This is a genomic window from Pedobacter riviphilus (assembly GCF_014692875.1).
Lineage (GTDB): Bacteria > Bacteroidota > Bacteroidia > Sphingobacteriales > Sphingobacteriaceae > Pedobacter > Pedobacter riviphilus.
On the sequence record NZ_CP061171.1, the window covers coordinates 2,455,606 to 2,481,116 of the forward strand.

General features: G+C 37.7%; 17 protein-coding genes and 1 pseudogene. 5 read left to right on the plus strand and 13 right to left on the minus strand.

Annotation, left to right across the window (positions count from 1 at the left end):
* Positions 1-13: 13 nt before the first annotated feature.
* The gene (locus H9N25_RS10070) at positions 14-2,620 is read right to left on the minus strand and encodes a DUF7133 domain-containing protein (RefSeq protein ID WP_167294574.1); all 2,607 of its coding nucleotides are present in this window, start codon (positions 2,618-2,620) and stop codon (positions 14-16) included.
* Between the two features lie 462 nt (positions 2,621-3,082).
* On the opposite strand from H9N25_RS10070, the gene H9N25_RS10075 reads away from it, so the two are divergent.
* The 4 genes from H9N25_RS10075 to H9N25_RS10090 all read left to right on the plus strand — a co-directional run bounded on the left by H9N25_RS10075 (position 3,083) and on the right by H9N25_RS10090 (position 6,241).
* A complete protein-coding gene (locus H9N25_RS10075) occupies positions 3,083-3,253 on the plus strand; it encodes a hypothetical protein (protein ID WP_167294575.1) in 171 nt (56 codons plus the stop codon).
* 267 nt (positions 3,254-3,520) lie between these two features.
* The gene (locus H9N25_RS10080) at positions 3,521-4,606 is read left to right on the plus strand and encodes a fatty acid desaturase family protein (protein WP_190328780.1); all 1,086 of its coding nucleotides are present in this window, start codon (positions 3,521-3,523) and stop codon (positions 4,604-4,606) included.
* Between the two features lie 252 nt (positions 4,607-4,858).
* A complete protein-coding gene (locus H9N25_RS10085) occupies positions 4,859-5,446 on the plus strand; it encodes a GDSL-type esterase/lipase family protein (protein WP_190328781.1) in 588 nt (195 codons plus the stop codon).
* Positions 5,447-5,512: 66 nt separating this feature from the next.
* Complete coding sequence (locus H9N25_RS10090; RefSeq protein WP_167294578.1) at positions 5,513-6,241, plus strand: esterase family protein; 729 nt, start codon at positions 5,513-5,515, stop codon at positions 6,239-6,241.
* 10 nt (positions 6,242-6,251) lie between these two features.
* Here the strand turns inward: H9N25_RS10090 and H9N25_RS10095 are convergent, their stop codons facing one another.
* Positions 6,252-6,785, minus strand: coding sequence for a hypothetical protein (locus tag H9N25_RS10095; RefSeq protein ID WP_190328782.1), 534 nt, complete (start codon positions 6,783-6,785; stop codon positions 6,252-6,254).
* A 131-nt stretch (positions 6,786-6,916) separates the two neighbouring features.
* Here H9N25_RS10095 and H9N25_RS10100 point away from each other — a divergent pair, with 131 nt between their 5' ends.
* Entirely contained in the window at positions 6,917-7,759 is an 843-nt protein-coding gene (locus tag H9N25_RS10100; protein ID WP_223833698.1) for an HAD-IIA family hydrolase, read from the plus strand.
* 229 nt (positions 7,760-7,988) lie between these two features.
* On the opposite strand, the gene H9N25_RS10105 is transcribed toward H9N25_RS10100, so the two are convergent.
* From H9N25_RS10105 to H9N25_RS10155, 11 genes and pseudogenes are all read right to left on the minus strand, one after another.
* Positions 7,989-8,264 (minus strand): hypothetical protein, encoded by a 276-nt coding sequence (locus H9N25_RS10105; protein WP_190328783.1) that lies wholly within the window; start codon positions 8,262-8,264, stop codon positions 7,989-7,991.
* Positions 8,265-8,818: 554 nt separating this feature from the next.
* Positions 8,819-10,320, minus strand: a pseudogene (locus H9N25_RS10110) (alpha-L-fucosidase).
* A gap of 18 nt (positions 10,321-10,338) precedes the next feature.
* Positions 10,339-11,931: a beta-N-acetylhexosaminidase gene (locus tag H9N25_RS10115; RefSeq protein WP_190328784.1), complete on the minus strand. Its 1,593-nt coding sequence runs from the start codon at positions 11,929-11,931 to the stop codon at positions 10,339-10,341.
* A complete protein-coding gene (locus H9N25_RS10120; protein WP_190328785.1) occupies positions 11,931-13,328 on the minus strand; it encodes an alpha-L-fucosidase in 1,398 nt (465 codons plus the stop codon). The genes H9N25_RS10115 and H9N25_RS10120 overlap by 1 nt, the downstream gene beginning before the upstream one ends.
* A gap of 52 nt (positions 13,329-13,380) precedes the next feature.
* The gene (locus H9N25_RS10125; RefSeq protein WP_167294584.1) at positions 13,381-14,817 is read right to left on the minus strand and encodes a hypothetical protein; all 1,437 of its coding nucleotides are present in this window, start codon (positions 14,815-14,817) and stop codon (positions 13,381-13,383) included.
* Between the two features lie 190 nt (positions 14,818-15,007).
* Complete coding sequence (locus H9N25_RS10130) at positions 15,008-15,328, minus strand: hypothetical protein (protein ID WP_190328786.1); 321 nt, start codon at positions 15,326-15,328, stop codon at positions 15,008-15,010.
* A 196-nt stretch (positions 15,329-15,524) separates the two neighbouring features.
* Positions 15,525-15,881 (minus strand): hypothetical protein, encoded by a 357-nt coding sequence (locus H9N25_RS10135; protein WP_190328787.1) that lies wholly within the window; start codon positions 15,879-15,881, stop codon positions 15,525-15,527.
* A gap of 32 nt (positions 15,882-15,913) precedes the next feature.
* The gene (locus H9N25_RS10140) at positions 15,914-17,746 is read right to left on the minus strand and encodes a RagB/SusD family nutrient uptake outer membrane protein (protein ID WP_190328788.1); all 1,833 of its coding nucleotides are present in this window, start codon (positions 17,744-17,746) and stop codon (positions 15,914-15,916) included.
* Positions 17,747-17,763: 17 nt separating this feature from the next.
* Entirely contained in the window at positions 17,764-20,889 is a 3,126-nt protein-coding gene (locus H9N25_RS10145) for a SusC/RagA family TonB-linked outer membrane protein (RefSeq protein WP_190328789.1), read from the minus strand.
* A 17-nt stretch (positions 20,890-20,906) separates the two neighbouring features.
* Positions 20,907-22,658, minus strand: a complete 1,752-nt coding sequence (locus H9N25_RS10150; RefSeq protein ID WP_190328790.1) for a RagB/SusD family nutrient uptake outer membrane protein — start codon at positions 22,656-22,658, stop codon at positions 20,907-20,909.
* Positions 22,659-22,669: 11 nt separating this feature from the next.
* Complete coding sequence (locus tag H9N25_RS10155) at positions 22,670-25,507, minus strand: SusC/RagA family TonB-linked outer membrane protein (RefSeq protein ID WP_190328791.1); 2,838 nt, start codon at positions 25,505-25,507, stop codon at positions 22,670-22,672.
* Between the last annotated feature and the right edge of the window lie 4 nt (positions 25,508-25,511).

Consider the following 25,511-nt stretch of genomic DNA (forward strand, 5'->3'; position numbering starts at 1 on the left):
TAACTACTTGAAACTATTTCTTCTGCTCGGATAAGAAAGAAACTAACGAAGCCAGTTCTTCGTACGATAATGAATTAGCTAAGCCTTCAGGCATCATCGAAGTTTCCATTTCTTTTCTTGATAAGATATCGCTTGCTTTAATAGTAAAAACTTCACCTGCAATATTACGAACCACCACTTTGGCTGCTGTTTCTTCTGTTATAAAGCCCATATAGGTACGATCGCCTTTGGCTGTAATCATTACAGTGGCAAAGCCCTGAGAGATAGAAGCACTAGGTTTTAAAATCGATTCTGCAATCTGTTCGCGGTTCATGATCGAACCGATCTGCCCCATAAACGGCCCTTTCATTTTTTCGGTTTTGCTTAAGCTGTGGCAGGCAATACATCCCTGGTTATTAAAGATGTTTCTTCCTTTTAAGGGATCGCCCTGTAATTTGTTGATGGCCAACAATACATCTTCAATAGATGATTTACCAACCTGACCTTTTTTGTTTTTAATTTTCTCCAGATCGATTTTTGGTTCTTCGGCTGCAGCTACTTTTTCTTCTTCGGCAAATTCGGGAATATCCATCCTTTGGCGTGCATTCAAATCAACATAAAACTGTTTCCCCTTCGCCCCGGCTTTTGTTGCTTCTTCTTTCAGGAATTTCTCAATAATAGGAGAACCTTCCCACGAAACAGCCTTAAAATATGGACCATGTGAATCGGGGCGTGTACCCCACCACCAGGTAGCATCATAGGCAATTTCTTTTTTATATAGACGGCCCAGGGTAACCAGTATCTGCTGTTTCAATTTCTCATCTGTTGATTCTTTGTAGTTGGCAATTAAACCATTGACCACTTTTTCATCATGCATGTAACGCAATGCCCAAAGTGCAAGGGTTGAGTTTTCAGTTTTAAGGGCCGAGAGTAGTGCATCAACAGCGTTAAGCTCAACTAAAGCACGTACAGCAAGGTGCGGCAATATAATGGCTGAATTTGGTGTGGCATGAGGTCCTTCAATACCTTTTGCAGGTGCTGTAAACGAAGCAGGCACCTTGGTTTGTAAAAGCACATTGGCAACTTCTACCCTGCCCAAACGGTTTAAGCCAATTATTGAAGCCGCCTGAACACGAGGAGAAGGATCTTTTAAACCTTCTAAAAATGGCTCAACCGGCACTTTATCTATATTCGCTTTACGATCAGCAAGTGCTTTTAAAGCAAATTCCTTTATTGCTTTATCCTTGGTAAATTCAACTAAAGTTGCAATACCGTTTTCTTTTGTCAACTGTGCATAGGTATACAGGCCAGCTATACGGACATCGAGTGCTAAGCTTTGGTCTGAAGCAACTTTTAAAGCCGCTGAAATGGCCTGTTTATCATTGCGTGAAACCAATTCTTGCGAAGCAGTTAAACGGCCTACTGCACTATTCGATTTAAGTAGTTCAGTTAGTTTTTTAATTGAAGCTTTTTTAACATCAGGAAAAGCTTTGTAGGTCCAATTGTTTGGTACTGCACGAACAACGTAACCTTTATTCGGGCTACCCGAATAACCTGCACCATCCCAAGCCGACAGATATAATCTTCCTGAGCCATCTACATCAAGGTCTGTAATTTGCGGTAGTTTAATAAATTCTTCGTCTTTCTGGGTAAAAGTTGGACCATCTGTAGTTACTCTATGAATATAAAGCATGCTTCTGCCCCAATCGGCCATCATTGGTACATGGTTATATTGTTCAGGCCAGTTTGGTTCATCCATAAATAATGCTCCAGTACCCGAGCCTCCACCCAAATCGGCAAGTGCCGGAATAATTTCATCGGTAAAATTCTGAAATAAAACCGGATAACCATATTCGCCGGATTGTATGTGATGAGAGAAACGAACATTCCATCCGCCACCGTCATTGGTGTTTTCTCTTGTAAAAACATTCATGTAAGGATCGATAGCTACATCATAAACATTACGTGTACCGTGTGTATATACTTCCATTTCAGTTCCATCAGGACGAACACGCATAATCCCGCCCCCTAACATGGTTAGTTTTTTACCTGAACGATCTACCGCATCATGGAATCCAAAATCTCCCACAGAAATATAAATCCATCCATCAATTCCCATTCTTATACCATTGGTGGCATGATCGGTACCACGTTCGCGAATATATTTGGCGTTACTGATATGCTCAATAAGCGGTTTTTCGGGTCCATCGGCTTTTCCATCGCCATCTTTATCTTCGAAAACAACCAAATTCATGCCCGTAGCCTGTTTTGTTTCTTTAGAAAAAGTGGTATGTAATACATAAACCTGATTGCCTTGAACAATAATACCACGTGGATTATCCACTTCGGCAAAATCTACATGCTCGTCCATTTTACCATCGTTATCCTTATCTATCAATTTAAGGATATGTCCTTTACCAGGATCTTTACCTAAAGAGCCGATCATATCAACACCAACATATACTTCTCCCGTTGGCGCTACAGCCAAGCAGGCTGGGCTGGGTGTAACATCTGGTCCAGCAAAATTGGTTATTGTTAATTCGGGAGGTGATACGCGTTGTATCTTCGGTTCGCTAAAAAAGTTTTTTAATCCAAAAAAAACTAGTGTAAAAGAAATTAAGCTTAAAGAAAATTTAATCATTTGTGTGTGTTCTTGTTTCTTGGTTGGTTGTGTCGGGTAAACTTACAAAAAAATATAAATCCCCCAATGCCACAATTTTATGATGTTCTACCTACTTATTATCCCATTTTTCACCAAATCCAAACAAACTACCTGTTTTTAATCTATCAACAGCATTATAATCCTCAATTTTAAATTAATTTTTCGCTTGATTTTAAAGTAAAACAGCTTCACAAACGTCTTCTAACTTGAAGCCTGATTTAAATTCAGCTCAAAACTGAAATTCAAACATTTTGACGCTAGAATCTTCAGTTATCAAGATCATAACTCATTAAAAAACAGATAAATGAACATAAAACATCAAATAAAAGAGATAATTAAGCTATTTTATCATATTCTGGTAATTTATTTCTGCAAACAATTGATACTAAGGAGATATTTTATTATATTTACTCAATCCAACATTCATTAAATCAGTACGTTATGAAAAATATTCTTTATTTCTTCCTGGCTGCCCTGATCTCCTCCATTGCGTTATTAACTACAAGGGATTCATTTGAGCCCGAATTGGTTTATAGCACAGTGGTGTTAATATGGATTCTGTACATTTGGTACCATATTTATGCTGCTAATAAGAGGAACTACAGCGAGTAGTCTGTATTTTGATTGATTTTCATTTCCAAACTATTGTAGTTAGGCCAAGTTTGCATGCCTTCACCTTTTTGGCTGTAAGCCTCGAAATGTTTTTAATTTAACATGGTTATCGGCTGCATCAACAGTTAATTTATTATCTTCGTCGAAAACTAAAACGAATTATTTTACGTTTATAATTAAGCTAGGCTAATTAGTCGGGCTATACATAAAGCTTAATGAACTTGGAGTTATCGACCTCGTACATGGGGTAGATTAGCGCACAAGATCATGAAATCAAAAGCAAAATTCCCTTGTTTGCCGGGAAATACATTTTACGCGGAGGTTCGCCGCAGAGTAAACAACGACTTTAAAGAAAACAATATCAGTATCAATGCCAATCTTCTGATGTGGGCTAAAGCTTGCCTTTTCCTCATCTTATTTTTGGCACTTTATTTAACCATATTACTTTCTTCTTTTCATACCGCCATTCTGTTAAGTTTAACTATTCTGCTTGGTGCAGTGTGTGCTTTTATTGGTTTCAATATCTGCCATGATGCCATTCACGGTTCGTTTTCGAGTTCTAAACGCATCAACTCGTTTTTCAGTTTTCTTTTTAATATGGTTGGGGCCAATCCGTATGTGTGGAACATTACCCACAATGTGGTACACCACACTTATACCAATATTCCTGGCCATGACGAAGATATTGAAGTAGCACCAGGCCTGATACGAATTTGTACAGAGGATAAATTAAAACCACATCAGCGTTTCCAGCAATGGTATGCTTTCCCTTTATATAGCCTGGCTTCGCTTTCCTGGGTGTTTCGTAAAGATTATAAAAAGTTTTTCCAGAAAAGTGTGGGTGCATGCAAGAACAAGCACCCGAAGGTTGAATACTTTAACCTCTTTTTTTATAAGTTTCTGTACTATTTTATTTTTATTGGTTTACCGATACTGATTATGCCGCTTGCCTGGTGGCAGGTTGCAATCGGTTTTGTGGTGTTACACATGGCTCAAGGCTTAACCATGGGACTGGTTTTTCAACTGGCTCATGTAGTAGAAGGAACAACTTTTCCAATAACCAATGCGGAAGGTAATATGGAAGAAGCCTGGGCCGAACACCAAATGCGTACTACAGCTAATTTTGCAACCCAATCGCCAATCTCAGCATTCTTTCTTGGCGGGTTAAACCGACAGATAGAACATCACCTTTTCCCTAAAATTTGCCATATACATTATGGTCGAATTTCAACTATTGTAAAACAAACCGCGCTGGAATTTGGATTGCCTTATCATGAAAACAGCACTTTCTTAGCGGCGCTTCGCTCCCATTACCGCATTCTTAAAAAAATGGGGCAACCTGAAACAATTTAGTGATTATATGTTAAAGGCGATAATTCAAACTTAATGTTCTTATTGCCTTAATGGTGTAAAACCTCAACCTTGCTTTCTTTGATCATTAAGAAGTTTAGGGCATTATTTTTTAGTTCCCGTAAAATTGAGCAATACGCATGAACAAATAACCAATTAGCTAATGACTAATGAACCAATAAACCAATACCTAATAACATAAACTTAACATACAATACATTTCTTCAAGAGGCAGATATTTTTATCTTTAGCGGTATGTACTGGTACGAAGAAGAAGTTAAACAATTGGAAAGGGCGCATCGCTTAAACCGCGAGCATCCTGGCGTTATTTTCTATGGCAGCTCATCTATCCGGTTGTGGAATAGTCTCGAAGATGATTTTGATTACATGAAAGTAACCAATTTAGGCTTTGGTGGCTCTACACTAGCAGCATGTGTATGGTTTTTTGAGCGGATTATGATGGACTATAGGCCGAAGGCACTTGTGGTATATGCAGGCGATAACGACCTTGGCGATGGCAGAAACCCAGAGGAGATATTTATTTTTTTCCAGCAGCTGATGGTTAAGGTTAACCAACGGTTTGGCATACTGCCTTGTTATTTTATTTCCTTAAAACCCAGTCTTACGCGTTGGCAAATGGCCGATCAATTCAGATATACCAATAACCTCATCGAAAGCGAAATCATTAAACTCAATAATCATTGGAAATTTATTGATGTTTTTAAGAAAATGCTGAACAAAGAAGGCAACCCAAACCCTGCGCTTTACGATAACGACGGACTTCACCTCAGTGAAGAAGGTTATCGTTTATGGGCAAGTACTGTTAAAGAGAAATTAGGTTAATCATTACGCTTAATTAATATCCCGATAACATTGATGCCTTAATTTTCCGCAAAAGAATTGAAGCTAATGAACAGAGAATATCATAAATGGTTCAGCCATAATCTTCAACGGGATATGGAACTATTGGTTTTCGGCCATGCCGGAAGAGCAGTTATCTTTTTCCCCACCCGTATGGCCAGATTTTACGATTACGAAAACTGGGGAATTATAGCTTCTTTAAGTACACAGATTGAAAATGGTGAACTTCAAATTTTCTGTGTAGATAGTATAGATGGAGAAAGTTTTTATAATGATGAGGTATTTCCATCGGCACGGATAGACCGGCATTTACAATATGAAAAATATCTCCTCGAAGAAGTATTATCGCTTATTTATCAGAAAAATGACGGCGATTATATAGAAACCGCTGGCTGCAGCATGGGGGCTTATCATGCCATAAATCTGGCTATGAAGTATCCTTGGTTATTTAAAAAAACAGTTGGTATTAGTGGAAGATATGACCTTACTGATAACATAGGCGATTTTAGGGATCTGTTAAACGGATTTCACAACGATGAGGTTTACTTTAATATGCCAGCCCAATATATAGCCAACCTAAATGATGATCGGTTATTATCGGCAGTTAGAAACATGGAAATTATTTTAGCGGTAGGCGAAACCGATCCATTTTTGACCGGAAACCAGCATCTTAGCAGCTTATTATGGGAAAAAGGTGTACCCAATCAGTTCCACACCTGGGAAAGTAATGCGCATCGCCCCCATTATTGGCGAAAAATGGCACCGATGTACATTTAAAGCCTGTTAACTATTGTATTGCAGGATAATAATACTGCTTAACGTAAATGGTATCATAAGGCACATCAGATGATCCTATTGCAGTTAAAACAATGTTCGATTCTAACAACCATTTTTCATGTTCAGCATTATTTTTAGCCACTTTTATTCCTTTAACCGTCCCTCTTAATGCTTTAAGTTCAATACCATAACAAGTAGGGCAGCTAGAGACAAATTTCACCTTACCGGCTTGTACGTCTGCATCATTTAATAAAAACTTATCCCCGTTCATGGGAGCCTGAAAATACATCCATCTTGTACTATAATCTTGCGATAGCCTTGCCCAGAAAATCCGGTGCTGCCCGATTGTTACATTTAGCCAATTACCGTCCATCGAAGCATCATTTGCATACTGAAAATGACATGTTGTACCCAGCGGACAAGAGGTTAAATTTTGATTATCAACCACAAAATCCATTGGATCTTCAGTTTTCTTTTTACAGGCGAACAGTGTTGCTAACGTAATTAAAAGAATAGCGGTTGTTTTGAAAGCGTTTTTCATCATTTAGTTTTTATAAAGGATACGATGTTAAACATGGCAACGCTACAGCCGTTATATTAAGTTTCTGTTAAATAAAACAGGCTCTTGAAAGAAGCAGAATTACCTAACTTTGAAAGTTCAAAACCTATAATTTAATGTTGATTGAACAAGAAAATATTAAGTTTGTACATAAACAGATTAAATCTACAAAATATATGAAACAAGGATTATTAATAGATATGGATGGGGTGATTTATAGTGGGGAAGAATTGATATTTGGTGCTGATAAATTCATTAAAAACTTAATTGATGAAGATATTCCTTTTGCATTTATGACCAACAACAGTCAGAGAACGGCTTTAGAGGTAGTTCGGAAACTAAAAGGACTTGGTATAAAAGTAGAAGAAAGCCACGTATACACCAGTGCAATGGCTACCGGAAAATTCCTTTCCGATCAAAGCCCAAATGGTACCGCTTATGTATTGGGAGAAGGTGGTTTATTAAGCAGTTTGCACGATTATGGTATTACTTTGGTGAACACCGATCCGGAATTTGTAGTATTGGGAGAAGGTAGAAACTTTACACTCGAAATGGTGCAGCGCGCTGTTGATATGATTCTTGCGGGAGCTAAATTTATCACCACAAACAGAGATCCATCGCCAAAAAAACCAGGATGGAATAACCTGGGTATAGCAGCAACCACCGCAATGATAGAGGAAGCAACCGGCAGAAAAGCATTTGTTACAGGCAAACCAAGTCCGGTGATGATGCGTTCGGCACGCAAATTTCTAGGATTGGAAACCAGTGAAACTACTGTTATTGGCGATACTATGGAAACTGATATACAAGGAGGCGTTCAGATGGGATATAAAACCATTTTGGTACTTTCGGGCATATCAAGCAAAGATCGCTTAGGTCACTATGCTTTTAAACCCGATATGGTTGCTAGCTCTGTTGATGAAATAAAGTTTCCTTTAGCCTGGTGGGAAGGTAAGTAGTTTGGAGTTTCGAGCTTAAACGTGCTGCCAGATGTTACCATCTGGCAGTGAGAACCATTCTAGAAACTGGAATAAAGGATTAAACAAAGTGTCAGATAGAAATATCTGACACCACAGGAGCTGAGTACCTAATCAATGCCTAATAAATTATGACCAAGTGAACTAATCAAGACGCCTTTTAATAACAATCTTCTATTCTTATTTTATTAAAGTTTCATTAAAGGCTGGGCTACTTTATTTTATTAATTGTAAATAAGGGGGCTGAGTGGAGATATATAGGCTTAAAAAAACTCTGCCGATAATCAGTTGCAAATACAACAGGTGCACCCTCAAACCTAGCAGCCGTACCAACATGATTAAACAATTTAAATGAAGCTGAATCATTCACAATGTGTTCATGCACTGGGGTTTCAGATCTTTTTTCGTCAATAAATTTATTTGCTTTGGTTAAAAGTCCCACTGCTGGTATAACCATTAATAACGCTACGCAAGAAATCAGTCTCATATCATTGTGCTTAAATTATCCTATAATTTGGTTAGGGTCTTTTAACAAAGATGAACCGATGTTATTAGTAAGATAGTTAGCTAGCGTTATGAAATTGTTAAAGTTACAGTGCAGTTTAAATTCAATATTAAATGCATCTGACCAAAGTCAAACTAATTTGCTTTTGCACCGGTGATTTATGCAAATAACTCAAGCTTAAGACTTACTTGTTTGATAAATTGTGGCATTAATATATTCCGATTAGGTTAAATTTAAGATTGCGTAGAAACATCCATCGCTACGCAATCATTAACTAACCAAATAAATGTATTTACCAGGCGCAAAATCAGATAACCAGTCTAAAGTACGCTTAGTATAGACGGTAAAATTCGGGTACTAATCAACCTACTCATTACCTTGTCGTTTACATTTATATCTTCCTATCAAAACCTGGTTTATCCCCTTTCGGCCATTGCTTCAATTTATTGCAAAGCCTGGTTTGATAGTTTACTACCGAACGGTTTATTTTAAATCATACTTAATTAAAAATTTAAGGAAATAACCGTTCATTCAGGCTACATTTTAGCATCCATTAACTTTGCGGCCTTTGCTTTTGGCGCTACCAGTTTCATTTTAATTACAAATGCTTTGTTTGACTGAAAATCTTTTGGCAGTATTACGTCGTAATAGGTATTTTTATCCAGATCCAATCCGATGTCTGATTGTTTTAATTCCAGATTTTTGCTATTGATCAAAAGAGCAGCCATACCCGGAACTTGCTTCGCATTTTTTGGTACTGCAATGCGTACAATGTTATTTACTGGCCTATTAAATATAGTTAAGTATAAATTATCAGCTTTCTGTGTGAAATAGCCCAATTTTGAAGGTGTTAATGCCGCATGACGTACTCCATAAACAGCTTCTGCATTCTGTTTCATCCATTCACCAATTTCCTTTGCAATTTTATCTTCTTCGGGATGCATATTGCCATTTCCATCAGGGCCAAAGTTTAACACAAAATTGCCGTTCATTGATACCGAATGCATCAACATATCCAATAAATCATCGGTAGTTTTGGTATAAATTCCTGACCAATCTTTCATATAACCCAACCGTTTGGTGGGATAGTCATTACTGCATCCCAATCGTTACCGTTCAACCATTCAAATTCTGCTGGTAGTTTACGCTCCCAGCCTTGTTCGTAATCACCTAAAATATTACCATTCGAATCGAAATGCCGCGAGCCGTGTTCATCGTTACGGAAACGTGATCCGATAATTAATCCAGGATGTTTTTCACGCAGTTCTTTTTCTAGATTATAGGTAAACTCATAGGCACTTTTCCACGAGGCATCCCAGGTACCATCAAACCAGAAACCCTTAATTTTAGGATAGTTATCCAGCTGCTCTAAAAGCTGGTTTCGGGTATAAGTTAAAAATTTACCAAATTTTTCTTTTTCTTCGTCTGTTTTTGGCGCTTTACCCATATAATTTGGGTTGTTCCATTCTAAAATAGAGAAATAGAGATACACATCAATGCCTTCGGCGGTATAGGCATCAACAATCTGTTTTACGATATCTTTTTTATATGGCGATGCAGAAATATTATAATCAGAATATTTGGTTGGCCAAAGTGCAAAGCCATCATGGTGTTTGGTGGTAAAAATTACATATTTTGCGCCCATATCCTTAGCTTGTTTAGCCCAGCGTTTGGCATCGAAATTTTTCGGGTTAAACTGCTTGTACAGGTTATCGTAAGTTTTAGTCCAATCTTTTGGCGCTGTAGGCCCATTCCATGAACGGATCCATTCTGATGCTGCTGCACCACCCCTTGCGCTTACCCCGTTCCATTCGTTACCCGCAATAGAATAAATTCCCCAGTGGATAAACTGCCCTAAACCATAACTGCGAAAGGCTTCCATATCGGCATCGGTACGGTGTGGTGGTGTTAAGGTTCCATATTTAACTTCAACTTCTTTTGTAGGCTTGCTCTTCGGTCCTGTCCATTGTGCATTTGCGTGGCTTACCACAGCTGTTGCTGCAATTGCAAGCCATATATATCTTAATCTATTTTTCATATTCAAATTTTGTACGTATTAGTCTTTATAGTTCAATGGTTTCTTTCTTTTTACCGGAATTTCGGGATGTAACAATGTTTTTGAAGGATCGTAATAATACAATCCTGTTTTGTTGTACAATGCCAGATGCCGGGTTAAATTGGCACTGAAAGTTTTAAAATCTTTCTTTTTATGAGGTACCCAGGCTGCTTCGGACAAGGCTGCAATCCGCGGAAAAAGCAGATAATCCAACCGGGCATTGTTATCTACAGTTTCCGTCCAAAGGTTGGCCTGAATACCTAAAATGAGTGACTTTTCTTTGTCATTTTCGGCGTAAGCACCTGCGTCAAAAGCGTAAACCTGCTCAATGGGATTGTATAATCTATTCCATTTCCGGCCATATTGATGCGTGCTATCCTGAACAAAATCGAAATACAAGGGCAACCGTGGGCATAAAACCGTAGGATAACCCTTGCTTAATGCCGTACGGAGCTGTTCGGGTTTTTCTTGTCGCCACCAGAACATAACAGTTTTATGTTTTGGAAGATCAACATCAGCCATTTCGTCCCAAAAAATGGCTTTTGCATTGAGCTGATACAACGAGTCGGCCATGCGTTTCATAAAATAATGTTCTACCGCAGCATTATCCTTAAGCTTTTCGCGCTCGCGGAGTTTTAATATTTCTGGATTGGTATTCCACTTTTCATTTCCATAACTCACTTCATCTCCCCCTAAATGGATTAATCCGGCTGGGAAAAGTACATTGGTTTCTTTTAGAATATCGGTCAGGTACGTGTACGTTTTCTCTAAGCCTGGGTTAAAAGTAAATTCGGGATGACCTGCCGATCCTCCTCCCGAATATTCAGGATAGGCTTTATTGGCTGCAGTTGCGTGTCCAGGCATATCAATTTCCGGAACAACCTGGATATAACGTTCTGCAGCATAAGCAATAATTTCTTTAATATCTGCCTGGGTATAAAACTGTGCAGGTAAATCAGGATTCAGATAATCGCCGATGCCTCCAACAAGCGCTAAATTAGGGTATTTCTTAATTTCCAAGCGCCAGGCAGGTTCATCGGTCAAATGCCAGTGAAAAATATTGAGTTTATAAAAGGCCATCCAGTTTAAAATGGATTTCACTTTTTCTTTACCAAAAAAATGACGCGATTCATCTAACATGAAACCCCGCCAACCATAAGCTGGCGTATCAGTTATTTCGACCACCGGAAGCTGGTTATTTTTATTGGTTAGCGCCAGTTGCAACAGCGAAACCACCCCATAAAAAATACCATTGGGATGCGTACCCGAAACGATAATCTGGTCGGGTTTGATACTGATCTGATAAGCACATGAATCTGCATGTTTCCTTCCCGCTTTTAGCAACAGTACAATATTTGCCGTTTTAGCTTTCTGCTGAACGGTAATTCCTTTTTGACTTAATAATTCGTTCTGAAAATAATAGGCAATTGTTTTTAACTGTTCGTTATTATAACCAATGCTACTGTAATTATTAAGGGTAAAGTAGCCACTGCCTTTTACAAATTGCACTGGCATTGGAATAATAGCTACCTGCTGTTGTGCCTGCGCAACATTATAAACAAATATTATAATTGATATATATAAAAACCTCATTAATTGGTTGTTATTTTTAACACATAAACAGGAATTTGATTTCCTTTTTTAAAATCTTCAGGTAAATTCAATTTCAGTTCCTGATCGGTTACCGACCATCGAACTTTGTTTTTATTACCCATTAATTCAATATTTTTAATGCTCAATTTATTTTTATCGATCTGCTTGAGCGTTACATCTGTTGATTGCCAGCTCCTTAGAAAAGCATATACAACTTTATTTTTGCTGGTATAATATACATCAGGGACGATGTTTTTGGGTGTACCATCAAAAACAGCATCTTTAATGGCGTTTTTACTTTCTTCGATACTAACATTATCTATTGTTTTATTGGCATTTTCCTTTACGGCTAGCCAAGGATGACTATTGTAAATGGCTTCGTGGTTTATATCCATCCATTTGCCAAGGGCTTTTAACCTGGCAGTAGCCCAATCCGGAAATGTACCATCACCTTTAGGGCCAACATTTAACAAGAGGTTACCCCCATTGGCTACTACTTCTACAAGGTGACGGGCCAATACTTCGGGCGATTTCCAAACGCTATCGTGTTTGTTATAACCCCAGTTCTGGCCAATGGTTAAACAAGACTCCCATGCTTGTTTTGATGATGGCGTTAATGATTGCTCAGAAATGGAAAAATCGCCATATCCATTTCCAATTCTATTGTTTACCAAACAGTTTGGCTGCAATTTATGAACTAAAGCTTTAAGTTCGGCACTTTCTTTTTTACTGATCAGTTCGGGTGTATCGAACCACAGTACCCCAATTGGCCCGTAGCTGGTTAAAAGTTCTGTAATCTGAGGCTTAACTTTTCTTTCGAAATAGTGGTTAAAAACCTTTGCATCTTCATTGGGGTAATCCCAAGTATTACTCCTTCCCGCTTTTACCGGCCAATTTGTTGGCACATCAGGGTCTTGCCAATCTCTGCCCAAAGAGTAATAAAGGCAAAGGTCAATTTGGTATTTTTTGCAGGCCTTAGCAAGTTCTGCTATCGGATCGCGTTTAAAGGGACTTCTTTTTACAATATTATAATCGCTACTGGCCGAATTGTACATGGCAAATCCATCATGATGTTTAGCCGTAAAAACGATATACTTCATCCCTGTTTCTTTTGCCTGCTTTACCCAGGCATCTGCATCGAATTTTACTGGATTAAATTGATGGGCAATGGTTCCGTACTCCTGTACGGGAATACGTTCGTAAAGCATAAAATGCTCGCCACCTTTTACTTTATGGTTTTTCCAGTCGCCCGCAGTTTGGGCATACAGGCCCCAATGCAAAAACATGCCGAATTTTTCTGTCTTAAACCGTTCCAAAGCATTATTTTGCACTGTTTGCCCAATCAATAGCTGGGCAAACAGTACAAATAACAGACTTAAAAAAAGTGGCTTTCTCATTTTCGATTATGATTTGAAACGTTTATCATCAAGTCTGTTTTAAATATAATGATTAAAGGGCAATCACTTTTATAGAGGACGCCTTATCGTTAAAAGTAGAAACATAAGTACTCGAAGAGGTTAATTCAATGCTGCTTCCTGTAAAGTTATCTCCATCATACAGAATTACTTTTACTCCCAAACCTACATTAACGGACGAAACATCGTTATTGCTGATGCCACGGCTGATCAGATCGGCGGTGGTGTACTGGCCAACCGGTAATGATATGCCATAACCTCCATAACTGGCATTCTGGTAAAATTTAGCTGAACCGTTTGCACCAATCTGTGGTACGCCATTTAAAAATGAGAAAGTATAAGTTTGAGTAATTACGTTTCCGTTTTTTAGCAAAAGTTTGGCCTTTAACTCATAAGGCTCATTATTTTTATAATAAAGTTCGCTTAGTGGAATGCTTCCGGCAATGGTATTTCCGGTTCCAGGTGTAAACCTCCAGGTAACGGCATTATAATCTTTGTTCACCCCTGTTCCTTCGTTGTTCACATTGGGATCCATATAAACTAAAATATCGGTCACCTCTTTATTGCTCGTAAAACTACCCGACAAATTAAAGGCTTGAGTAGTGCTATTGAAAGTTGCATTGGCATTAATCGTGGTTGTAGCACTTTCGTATGGTATTTCTATTGGTAGAGGATTTTGAAAAATCTCGTTACGGTTCAAAATGGCGGCATCCACCTCGGTTAAAAAGGTAGGCTGACCTTTGCTGAAACTTACGTTTCCGGCCCCCATTAGAGAAGTACCTAATGTTGGCTCCTCTGAAGCATATTTGGCATGATCGTGCGGAAGATTTAAGCCATGGCCAAGTTCGTGCAGCATTCCACCCAAATAATTAGAATTAGGATTAGGTATTTTATCAACGGCCATATTTGCATTATCCAGTGCAAAGCAATTTTTACCCAACCCATAAAATGGCTGACCTCCGCCATCGGTTCTTTGCGGCAATAAAATAAGCATGTGAGAAGAATTAGAAAATTCTGACGCATGTGTAGCTTTGTATGCGTTTATTTCATTCAGGATTTTACTTCCTGATATGCTCGAATCATAGGGATAATCTGCCTGTGGTCCTGCGGCAGGTATTTCAATAAATTTAATAAGGTTGGTAGAATCAACCCTGGCTAAGCCTAAATATTTGTCATAGCCATACCTTAACATTTCGGTATGGAACCAGTTTTGAAAATGCGTAAATAACGTAGTTAATCTGGTTTTGTAATCAGGAAGCGCCGGGTTATCGGTAGGCACAAACATGACAATGTTGAGGTTTTTGGTATTAGTTACAAAGCTAGGCGTGGTGGTTGAGCTTAGCACAGATTTAGTGAATTTTGCCTGGTTGGTTTCTGGTTCTGAAACCGGTGCTTTTTTACAGCCATTCATTAAAATGCCGCTCGACATTGTTAGAAGTAAGGCAAAGCAAAGTTGTTTTTTGTTTTTCATTGTTAATGGTTTAAAAGTTTATGGTTAATTGGTTATTAGTTTAATGGTTCATTTGTTCATGGTTGATAGCATATTGTTTACAGTGATTGATTAAACCTTAATTTTTATTAACTTATTAATAGTCAGGATATTAAAATTGGTTAACTGATTCCAAGCGCTCAACTAAATACCCTTCGACTCTGCTGGGGGTTTACGGCTTAAACATAACCTTCAATACGCGCCCCATATCCCCTCTACTTTTTGGTAATCCCTCGGGTACCGAAATTCTCAATCCTTTATGATCCTGTTTCCATTCAAGTTTTTCATTTGTTTCTTCTAATAGTACCTCTTTCACTAAAACCTGATCATCAGAAAGTGAGATAATAATCAGTTCGCCAAATTCGGTTTCGTTTAAAAAGAACTGTAGTTCATCATCTTTTCCCGAATAAAACATAATGGGTTCAAGTGTCCTGATATTAGTTGAAGTTTTAAACTGTGTTGAAACTGCGCTTCCTTGTTGATCGATAAGCATAAGTAGATCTTTAAGATGATCGAATTGATATTGTAATGGTGTGTAAAAAGTTTAAGGTTTTTGCCCGACCATGATGTTGCCTACCTTGTTTTGGCAGGCAACTGGTCTGGGACTAACTTAACTAAAATGGTTTTCGAACTGGCATCACAAAAATTTTAAAGCAGATATTCGGCTACCTTGGGTTTATTCTTCGCTATTAATTGGTTGTTATAGTTGGTTGATAACCATAAGCAGGGTCAAAAACACCTGTCCAAGTGATGTGATAACCTGGAAATGAGCCTACAAACTCAGTTCCGATAGAACTGGATGCTCCATAACCACCACCATAAACCTTATACTCTATATTTAGTGGCCATGTATTAAATTCAGGATCCATAATCAATACGTGATCGACACCATTATTCTCGGTCATATAGAGCCAAATCTTAAATGTGCCCAACTCGTTGGTAATTTCATGATAATACTCTTGGGTTGGCACTTGTGCTTTTACCTTAATAGGTTTTATGGCAACAAAAGCCATAATAATTGCAAAAAGGATTAATGTTTTTTTCATAATTTTAAATTTTTATTTATATGATCTATTTATTACCAACCCGGATTCTGCAATAATAGCCCGTTCGACTTCAAAACTTCTGTTAATGGAATTGGCACAAAATACATCGCAGGTTTTAAGAAAGTCATTACTACAGCAGTATTTTCGTAAGTATAGTTAAATGGATAAGCACTACCAGTTGCATTTTGCTTTGCTCTAACCAACTGTAGTCCCCCGTTTTCAGTTGTTTCGGCAGTTTTCCATCTGCGTGTATCATAATACCAATGGCCTTCACCAAAAAACTCTACACGATATTCGTTTCTAATCAAAGTACGTAATTGCGCTTGAGTTACGCCAACTGGAATTCCGTATCTACCATCTGTTCCAGCAGTAATTCCAGCACGACTTCTAATTTTATTTACCTGTATAACAGCGGATTCAGTTTGACCCAACTCATTTAGCGCTTCTGCATAACCTAAAATTAATTCGGCCAATCGAATCATAGGTAAAGATCTATCTACCGTTAAACTGGTATAAGGGATTCTATCATTACACATTTTACGAGAATAATATCCTGTTTTAGTATAATACTGCTGAACCCCGTCGCCTACTTTATTATTAGCAGCATCAGAATAAATATTTATGGTGGTTAAAGCGGTTGTAGATCTATTTGTCATAGTAGCTTGGTTATAAATAATAGAATAGTAAAACCTCGGGTCGCGATTTTTATATGGATCTAAAGCATTATAACCTGATCCAGCATCTGTTATTAATTTCCCGTTAGCCATACCAAAGGCATCTACTACATTTTGACTAGGATTCATATAAGTTAGATCAGTACTTCCTAAAATACTCCAAGGGAACCATGCCCTTTCAAGATTTCCAGTGCTTGAGTTTCCTGCAGATGCAGCAGCAGTTCTTGAACAGTTATATGCAAAAATAAATTCAGTATTTTTTCTTCCATCTGTAAACATTCTCCAAAAACCGTTTCCAGGATAGGTTGCATTTGTATTGTCTATTACCAAAGCATATTCAGGCAAGTCAATCACTGCTTTGCAAGCATCAGCTGCCTTTTGCCATAAAGAAACATCATAACTGGCAGAGTAAGAGATTAAAGGAAGCACAGCGGCATCTGTACTGGCTGGGCTACCATTAAACAATGGGCTTGCTGCAGTTATGAACAATCTGGCTTTCATCGCTTTACAGGCACCTGAAGTTGCCCTACCATAGTTAATCGCCTCCAAAGTTGTGGCTGATGGTAAATCAACTGCTGCTTTGTCGTACTCAGAAGCAATGTAATCAACACATTCCTTATAGGTATTACGCTTATAATCATACGTAGGAAAATCATCACTTACGTCATCGCCTACGATCTGAACACCGGCATAATATCTTACCAACATTTGGTAGTAAAAGGCCCTTAAAAACCTGGCTTCTGCAGTTAATACTTTTTTTCTCGATGCTGATATAGGAGAACTAGGAACATTTGCGATAAACTTATTGGCTGCTCTAATTTTTTTGTACAAAAGTGTCCACATAACTAACAATGGATGACTTGAACTGTTACTGCTGCCTTTAAGAAAAGCATCTTGGCCTGAATAACCGCTTGCAGCATTAGACGATAAAGTTTCAAAGCTATCATTCCAATCGCTGGATCCTGGTCCGCCTCCTGTTGCACCACCTATGTTATTACGATAATTAACAATGTCTAATCCTGTATTCCAATAAATATTATTTAAAAAGTTAAAGGTCATTGTGCTATCTGCAAATACATTTTTTTCAGATAATGGTTCTACTTGTGGATCTAAGAATCCTCCCTTTTTGCAGGAAAACATAAACATACAGATTATTAATACCTGTGCTGTTGTAAAAATTTTAGTTTTCATATTTTTCAATCTAAAAATTAAAGTCCAAATTGTACCCCAAAATTCAATACCCTTTGTTGTGGATATTCTCCAACAGTGGAAGTTAAGGCCGACTCAGGATCGATAAATGTTGGGACTTTAGTATAAACTATGCCCATGTTATAGCCATTGGCATAAACCCGGATATTATTAACATGTAGTTTTTTAGCAAAAGCTGCCGGAAACCTGTAACCTACCTCAAAGTTTTTCCAACGAACAAAGTCACCTTGTACAAACCAAAAAGTTGAATAATTTGGATTTGCACCATCTACTCCATTATTTGTATTACTTGATAGTTCTGGGAAAGTAGCACTTGCAGCATTTTCAGGAGTCCATCGGTTTGCGTTCCACGGCACCGACACGCGATCAGGGCGTGCATAAGCCAAAGCCCCCCTATTCATGTTAATGATATAATCAAAATTACCTTGAAATAAGGTAGAGACGTCAAAGCCTTTATATGAGAAACCAAAGCTTAAACCACCTGTATAATTTGGGTTGTTATTACCTATATATTGTCTGTCATTAGCATCAATAATACCATCACCGGTTAAGTCTTTATATTTGAGTGACCCTAATTGAAGGGTAGATAAAGGTATAGATGATGCAAAACGTGGCGCAGTATACAAATCTGCCAAACTCTCATAATATCCGTCGAAAGTATATTGGAACACAGCGCCAACAGGTTTGCCTGTCGATGCTAAACCATCATACAAATAACCTGGCTCATTGCGATATAATACGATGTTTTTAGCGTAGGTTAGATTTCCATTTACAAAGAACTCTAAGTTTTTACCTATTTTATCCCTATATGTTAGATCTATTTCATAACCCGTATTACGAACCCTGCCCAAATTATAAGGAGGCAAAGAGGCACCGAATGTTGATGGTATTAAACCTGGGGTGGTAAAAATATCACTGGTTAGTTTATTAAAATAATCGAATGTTAAAGATAATTTACTATTAAACAGCTTAGCATCCAAACCAATATCAAAATCCTTCACAGTCATCCATTTTACATTGGTGTTAGCTAAAGTAGGTTCTACAATGCCAGAATAACTTTGTGGTGTTTCTCCAAAAATAATACCGCTTGATCCGGTAGAATAATTTTTTTGATAAACCAAACTACTTACACCAATATTGTCATTACCCGTCAATCCGTAAGAAGCTCTGATTTTTAAGAAATTGATAAATTTCAGATTGTCTTTAATAAACTTTTCCTCACTTACATTCCATCCCACACTGGCAGCCGGAAACCAGGCGAAGCGATTATTCTCACTAAATCGGTCTGATCCGTTATAGGCTGCCGTCAAATCCACCATATACTTTTGCTTGTAGGCATAAGTTGCTTTACCTGTAAATCCTTGTATATTATACGGATCGATTAAGGTAACCGTTGTTGAATTTACCGGCAAAATATTGGTTCGCGTTTGATTAAGCAAGGCCAAGGCACTTACACTATGATCTCCAAAATTACGACTATAGTTTAGGCCGCCTCGTATTGTTGTTGTACGTTTTGTTAAATTAAACGAAGTACTCCTTGTTAAAACCCCCATACGATACAAGTTAGCAGTTGTAGGATTGTATTTCTGCGTGGCGGGGTCGTAAGAATATGCCAATATCTCACTCGATGAACGTGTCAGGTTCCTAGTAAAACTATAATCACCAGTATAGGAAACCAAAAAATTAGCCGATAAGCCTGGCGTAATTACATCTAATAATTGATTGGCGCTCGTAGCTGCTGCTATATTGTTGTTATATGTACGGTTATAACCCGAATACATTAAGTTGGCTACGGGATTTGGTTTTGTTTGAGTTGATGCAGAACTGGCAATCAAGCCGTTCGGCCAATAAATTGGATATAAAAATGAGGATAGCTGACCATCCCATAAATATTGAAATGTTGTACCTCCATTATTCCATGGTTTGTCGTTAGGCTCGTTGGTAACTCCAAAACGGCCTGATAAATCAACCTTAATTTTTAAATTTTTATTTGGAGTAATATCAATATTTGATCTGAAATTATATCGATTGTACAAATAATTTGAGTTATAGCCTTGCCCTTCTGAAAAATCTTTAAACAATCCTCCCTGGTACAAATAACCCAAGTTAACAAAATACTTCACTTTTCCGGTACCACCAGAAACGTCAAAGTTGATTCTGTTTTGTAAGCTCACTTTTTTAATCACCTCATCCCACCAATTTACATTCGGGTGATTATAAGGATCATCATTTGTTAGATAATGATTTAAATTATCGCCAGAAAAAAAATTGGAATAAGAAGTTAACGGATTGGTGTATAAACCCGCTAAACGCTCTCTCAATAAGTTTAATGTAACATAACCAGAGTTTACAACCGGACGCTGTGTAGGCATTTGTAAACCGCTTTCATTTTTGAAGTTTAAACTTGGTTTTCCGCTTTGTCCCCTACGCGTGGTAATAATTACCACACCGTTGGCACCTCTAATACCATATACGGCAGTAGTAGAGGCGTCTTTTAAGATGGTTACATTCTCAACTTCATTCTGATCAATTAAACTGATCTGATCGGCACTTACCTCCACATCATCAACAATAATTAGGGGTGTTGTACCACCAGCATAGGTGCTAATTCCTCTAATCTGGAAAGCAGCGCCATCATTACCAGGCTGACCACTTCTTTGCTGTGAAAAGAATCCAGGTAAACGACCAGCCAAACTATTTTGTAAACTCGCCGAAGGACTTTGACGTATTTTTTCTCCAGATATTGTACTAACGGCTCCTGTAACAGTTACCTTTTTAGTTGTTTGCCCAACGCCCAAAACCACAACTTCCTCTAAGCCTTTTGCGTCATCTTTTAAAATAACGTTGATTTTGGATTTTGCAGATACATTTATTTCTTGTGAGAGATAGCCAATGGATTTAACTACAATTATACCCTGCGTACCTCTTAACTTAATTGAGAAATGACCATTTTCATCTGTTGAAATACCATTATTTGTAAATTCTTTTTCAAAAATGGTAGCGGCAGGAATTGGCCCTTTATCATCACTAACCGTACCAGTTATAATCTTTCCTGTTTGTCCAAAAGTCCTATTGCAAATAATAAGCGCAACAAACAATACCACTATTTTTATAATTTTTTTCATGTACTTTGTTCTGTGTTTTACCAGTTAGGATTTTGAACCATTGATTTATTTGAAAACACCTCGTTCTGCGGTATTGGAAATAAGTATCCTTTATTCACATCAAAATTAGTTGTAGCAGCATCCACGAATGTATAAGTGGTTGTGTTTCCCACTTTAATACCTTGTATGCCGTGTAAAGTTCCGTTAAGTACAGTTCCGGCAATTTTCCATCTTCTGATGTCCCAAAAACGGTGTTCTTCAAAAGCAAATTCCACCCTTCTTTCGTGCCTGATTTTATCACGCATTTGTGCTTGCGTTAAACCTGTGGTTAATGCCGGCATGCCTACACGCGCCCTAATGGCATTTACAGCCGCATAAACATCTCCATCTGGGCCAATGGCTTCATTTTGTGCTTCCGCGTAGTTTAATAAAATTTCTGCATACCTGATGATCGGAAAGATATGGGGGTAATTAGAGTATGATGTTGCACTAGAGTTACTGGTCATAAATTTACGCATATAATAACCTGTACGAGTTTCTCCTTTGGTTACTCTTCCATAACCGAAAGGTCTGTCTAAACCACCATCATAAGTTTGTACATTTCTGTTAAGCCAATATAATCCATCAAACATAACAGTTCCGGGCAAGCGTGGATCGCGGTTATAATAAGGTTTTGTGGCATCGTAACCTGAACCGTTCTCGGTAATCAATTTACCGTTCGTCATCTCATATTCATTAACCAATTCTTGTGTTGGATTAGTCTTACCCGAAGATGATGCTCTTGTGTATCCAACAGGATCATTTAAAGACTCAACAGTCGAATTATTTGAAGCCATATAAGGTAAAATAATTTCGCTATTGCTTGCCGTACTAAAAACACTTAAAAACTTATTTACGTTGGTGGTATAAGTACTTAAAGTTGTAGAAGGATACAGTGCCGTTAAATTAGTTGCATTATAATGAATAGTGGTAGCCGCGGTATTCAAAGCATAAGTAAACTTAGTTGCCGAAACACTATCCATTATAGCTTTTGCGGCAGTGGCAGCAGTGGCCCACTTAGTTAAATCGTTATTTGGATTATTTAGTGGGCTTGCTGCATATAAAAGCAATCGGCTTTTTAATGCCATTGCAGCTCCACGACCAAAACGACCATAAAAATTTGCAGCAAATGTTCCATTGGTTGATGAATTTGCGGTTAACAGATAAGGCATTGCGGTATTAAGCTCATTTAAAATGTAATCCACGCATTCCTGATAAGTATTTCGAGGCACATCAATGGTTTCGTCAGCTGAAAAAATCTTATCGCCAATTAATGGTACACCACCCCATCTTTTTATCAACTCAAAATACGACATTGCCCTTAAACAACGTGCTTCTGCTTTCCACCTGTCTTTATAACCTTTAAGGTTTAATGGAACTATATCAATGTTGGCTAAAAATATATTCGTTTTTCTAATGTTGGCATAGTTTTTCGCCCATACATCATCTACTACATTTGATGGGCCAGTACCATTATTACTGAAATTTTGAACGACATCACCTAAAGCATTTGGCAAGGCATCATCAGTACCCGCGTCTAATATATTATTGCCTATTCTATTATAACCGTTCGGCAAGCCAGCATAAATATTGTTTAGAAATCTTTCGGCATTTACACCTAAGGAGTCTGTTTTGTCAAAAATAATTTCTTGATCAATCAGTTCTAAGGGGGTATCCTCACTTAATTTTTTACATCCCCATGCTCCAAATAGCATGGTGGACATTAATCCTACTATAAAATATTTTTTCATAAATCTAAAGTCTATAAGGTTAATGATACGCCTCCGTTAATTACACGTTGGTTAGGGAAGCCGCTTACAAATGATTCAGGATCAAAATCTAATTTTGAAGAAGTAAGCACGTTATAACCGTTTACAAAAAATCTAAGTTTTTTAATCTTTAATTTATTGGTTAGCTGTTGTGAAAGGGAATAACCTAATTCCACATTTTTCAATCTAAAATAATTACCGTTTCTTACCCAGAATGTAGAAGAAAGATTATTGTTTACATTGGTGCCGAGAGTTAAACGGGGCAATGTGGCATTTTCCTGGTTAGATGGGGTCCATCTATTTTCAGTTGTATAATCCAAAACGTAACCCGTATTGTTATTTAAAGCTAACATTGAGCCCGTACTTAACAATACTTCTCTATTTAAAACACCTTGCAACAATGCGGATAAATCAAATCCCTTGTAATTAAAGGCAAAATTTAAACCGCCAAAAATAAGTGGTTTGTCTCCTGTAATTTTCTTTTGATCGAGTGGAGATATTATGCCATCGCCATTCAAATCTTTGTATTTAATATCGCCGGCCACAGGTGTGTAACCTAAAACAGTAGGTGTATTGGAAGCGTTTTCACCGGTTTTATAAAATCCAATAGCCTCATAACCAAAAGTACCAGAAGACTGCCCTGCAGAGTACAGCCAACTGTAAGGATAATTAGGTTCTCCTGCATTTAATACCTTATTATTCTGTACACTTACATTAACTCCGATTTTATATCCAAATCCGCCAGATCTGCCTATAAAATCAGCCGTACTTTCTATTCCGGAGTATCTTATTTCGCCAATATTTTGCATAGGATAGCTTGTTCCGATAATGGTACTCGCTGATGGCCTAACCAATAATAAATCATAGAAATTATTATTGTAGTATGTTATGCCCACATTTAATTTGTTGTTTAAAAATGCGGCATCGGCTCCAACTTCAAATTTCCTGGCCTTTTCTGCACCCACATTTGTAGTAGCTAAGCTGCCTTCAACTGCCGTGCCTACAGCAGTTTGGCCTGTACCAAAAACATATCCTGAGCTGCTGCTAATTGAATATCTTTGGATATAAGAGAAATAATCAGAAAGATTTGCTTTTGCAGTTAAGCCATAAGTAGTTCTTAATTTTAGAAAATTAACAATCCCTGAATTAAACCATTCCTCTTTTGAAGCTATCCAGCCTAAGCCTACTGACGGAAGGAATTCCCATTTTTTGCCATCAACATATTTATTAAAACTGCTATTTGCGACACCAGCTTCGACAAAATATTTTTCTTTGTAATTGTATTTAGCAGATAAGGCCCCCGTTTTAAGGATATTATTAAGCTGACCATTTGATAATAATCCGCTGGAGAGACTATTATCTCCATTATATGTTCCCAATAAATCTAAGTGGTGATTGCCAAAATCCCTGGCATAACCCAACATAAAATTATAGTAAGTTTGTTTAATCTGATCAATCATCGAGGAAGTACCAGTACCTAATCCAACATTGCCATCAGCTCCAGATTTAGTATAAGAAACCATTGTTCCATTTATTGTTGGGTAATAAATAGCAAAGGTTTTGCTTTTATTTATCAATTCGCTATAATAGTTTGCAATTGACAAACCTGCTTTGGCCCATAAGCCTTTAGTGATATCGTCTAGCTTATATTTTAGGAACACATCAGAATTTAAGGTACGGTCAGTAGTCATCACGTAACCAGAGTTGATCGTGTTTGCCAAAATATTATTGGTTAAAGAAGCGGTGCCGCCATAAGTACCATCGGGATTTTTTACAGCATAGGCCAATGGAGATGTTGAATAAACCTGGCCCATAATGGTTGAGGCATAACCGCCAGGCTGGTTGTTGTTTTCTACTGAGCCAAAGATGTTTAACTGTAAGGAAATATCTTCATTAAAGTTAATTTCTGCATTGGTACGAATATTATAACGTTTATAAAAGTTATTAGTATTATAAACGTTGTTATCATCGGTTACAAAATTACCATCAGATGCAAAATGCTCTAAACTGGCATAGTACTTAAAAGTTTCTGAATTACCCGCAACACCTAAGTGATACCGCTTTTGAGCGCTGTTCTTTTTATAAACCAGATCATACCAATTATTATTAGGTTGTAAAAACGGATTATTGGTGTTGTTATCATAAGCACTAATTACTGCATCGCTGTATACAGGCGTACTGCCCGGGTTTGTGTTTAACTGTGCTTCGTTGTAAATACGGGCGTAATCGCCACCGGTAATAAACTTGGGTGAAAACAAGTTTTGAAGGGCACCGTATTCTGCCCCGAAATTAATTTCGAAAGGATTGTTTTTTGATTGCTTTTTAGTTGTAATGTAAATTACACCACCTGATGAACGCATACCATACATAGAAGTTGATAAAGCATCTTTCAATACCGTAATACTTTCTACATCATCAGGATTGAAATTAGTAAAGGATCTGGGTACTCCATCAATTACGATAAGCGGCGATTGGCCACGGAGCACCAATTGCGTTACATCAAAACCTGTACGCGCCGACGATTGTAGCGTATACAAACCAGTTAAACGGCCAGCTACCGTATTTGTCACATCAGATACCGGAGTAGAATTAATATCATCACCATATATCGTAGCAGCACCTGCTATCAGGTTGGCTTTTTTAGTTGTTCCATTCCACTTATCAACTTTATTTTCAAGGAAGTTTTTTTGATCAAATTTCCTGATCAGCGAACTATCCGTTTCTACGGTAGTATTGGCTACCGGTTTTTGCTGTGCAAATGCAAAAACAGGCAATAGGTTTAATAAGCCTATCATCCATTTCAGCCTCATATTTGTATATTTTTTCTTCATAATA

Bases quoted from the DNA above. Each gene is read 5' to 3' on its own strand.
- H9N25_RS10105 (WP_190328783.1), bottom strand. From the start codon at position 8,264: ATGAGACTGATTTCTTGCGTAGCGTTATTAATGGTTATACCAGCAGTG.
- H9N25_RS10125 (WP_167294584.1), bottom strand. From the start codon at position 14,817: ATGAAAAACAAAAAACAACTTTGCTTTGCCTTACTTCTAACAATGTCG.
- H9N25_RS10075 (WP_167294575.1), top strand. From the start codon at position 3,083: ATGAAAAATATTCTTTATTTCTTCCTGGCTGCCCTGATCTCCTCCATT.
- H9N25_RS10080 (WP_190328780.1), top strand. From the start codon at position 3,521: ATGAAATCAAAAGCAAAATTCCCTTGTTTGCCGGGAAATACATTTTAC.
- H9N25_RS10090 (WP_167294578.1), top strand. From the start codon at position 5,513: ATGAACAGAGAATATCATAAATGGTTCAGCCATAATCTTCAACGGGAT.
- H9N25_RS10135 (WP_190328787.1), bottom strand. From the start codon at position 15,881: ATGAAAAAAACATTAATCCTTTTTGCAATTATTATGGCTTTTGTTGCC.
- H9N25_RS10130 (WP_190328786.1), bottom strand. From the start codon at position 15,328: ATGCTTATCGATCAACAAGGAAGCGCAGTTTCAACACAGTTTAAAACT.
- H9N25_RS10115 (WP_190328784.1), bottom strand. From the start codon at position 11,931: ATGAGGTTTTTATATATATCAATTATAATATTTGTTTATAATGTTGCG.
- H9N25_RS10140 (WP_190328788.1), bottom strand. From the start codon at position 17,746: ATGAAAACTAAAATTTTTACAACAGCACAGGTATTAATAATCTGTATG.
- H9N25_RS10070 (WP_167294574.1), bottom strand. From the start codon at position 2,620: ATGATTAAATTTTCTTTAAGCTTAATTTCTTTTACACTAGTTTTTTTT.
- H9N25_RS10095 (WP_190328782.1), bottom strand. From the start codon at position 6,785: ATGATGAAAAACGCTTTCAAAACAACCGCTATTCTTTTAATTACGTTA.
- H9N25_RS10120 (WP_190328785.1), bottom strand. From the start codon at position 13,328: ATGAGAAAGCCACTTTTTTTAAGTCTGTTATTTGTACTGTTTGCCCAG.
- H9N25_RS10100 (WP_223833698.1), top strand. From the start codon at position 6,917: ATGTTGATTGAACAAGAAAATATTAAGTTTGTACATAAACAGATTAAA.
- H9N25_RS10085 (WP_190328781.1), top strand. From the start codon at position 4,859: ATGTACTGGTACGAAGAAGAAGTTAAACAATTGGAAAGGGCGCATCGC.
- H9N25_RS10145 (WP_190328789.1), bottom strand. From the start codon at position 20,889: ATGAAAAAAATTATAAAAATAGTGGTATTGTTTGTTGCGCTTATTATT.
- H9N25_RS10155 (WP_190328791.1), bottom strand. From the start codon at position 25,507: ATGAAGAAAAAATATACAAATATGAGGCTGAAATGGATGATAGGCTTA.
- H9N25_RS10150 (WP_190328790.1), bottom strand. From the start codon at position 22,658: ATGAAAAAATATTTTATAGTAGGATTAATGTCCACCATGCTATTTGGA.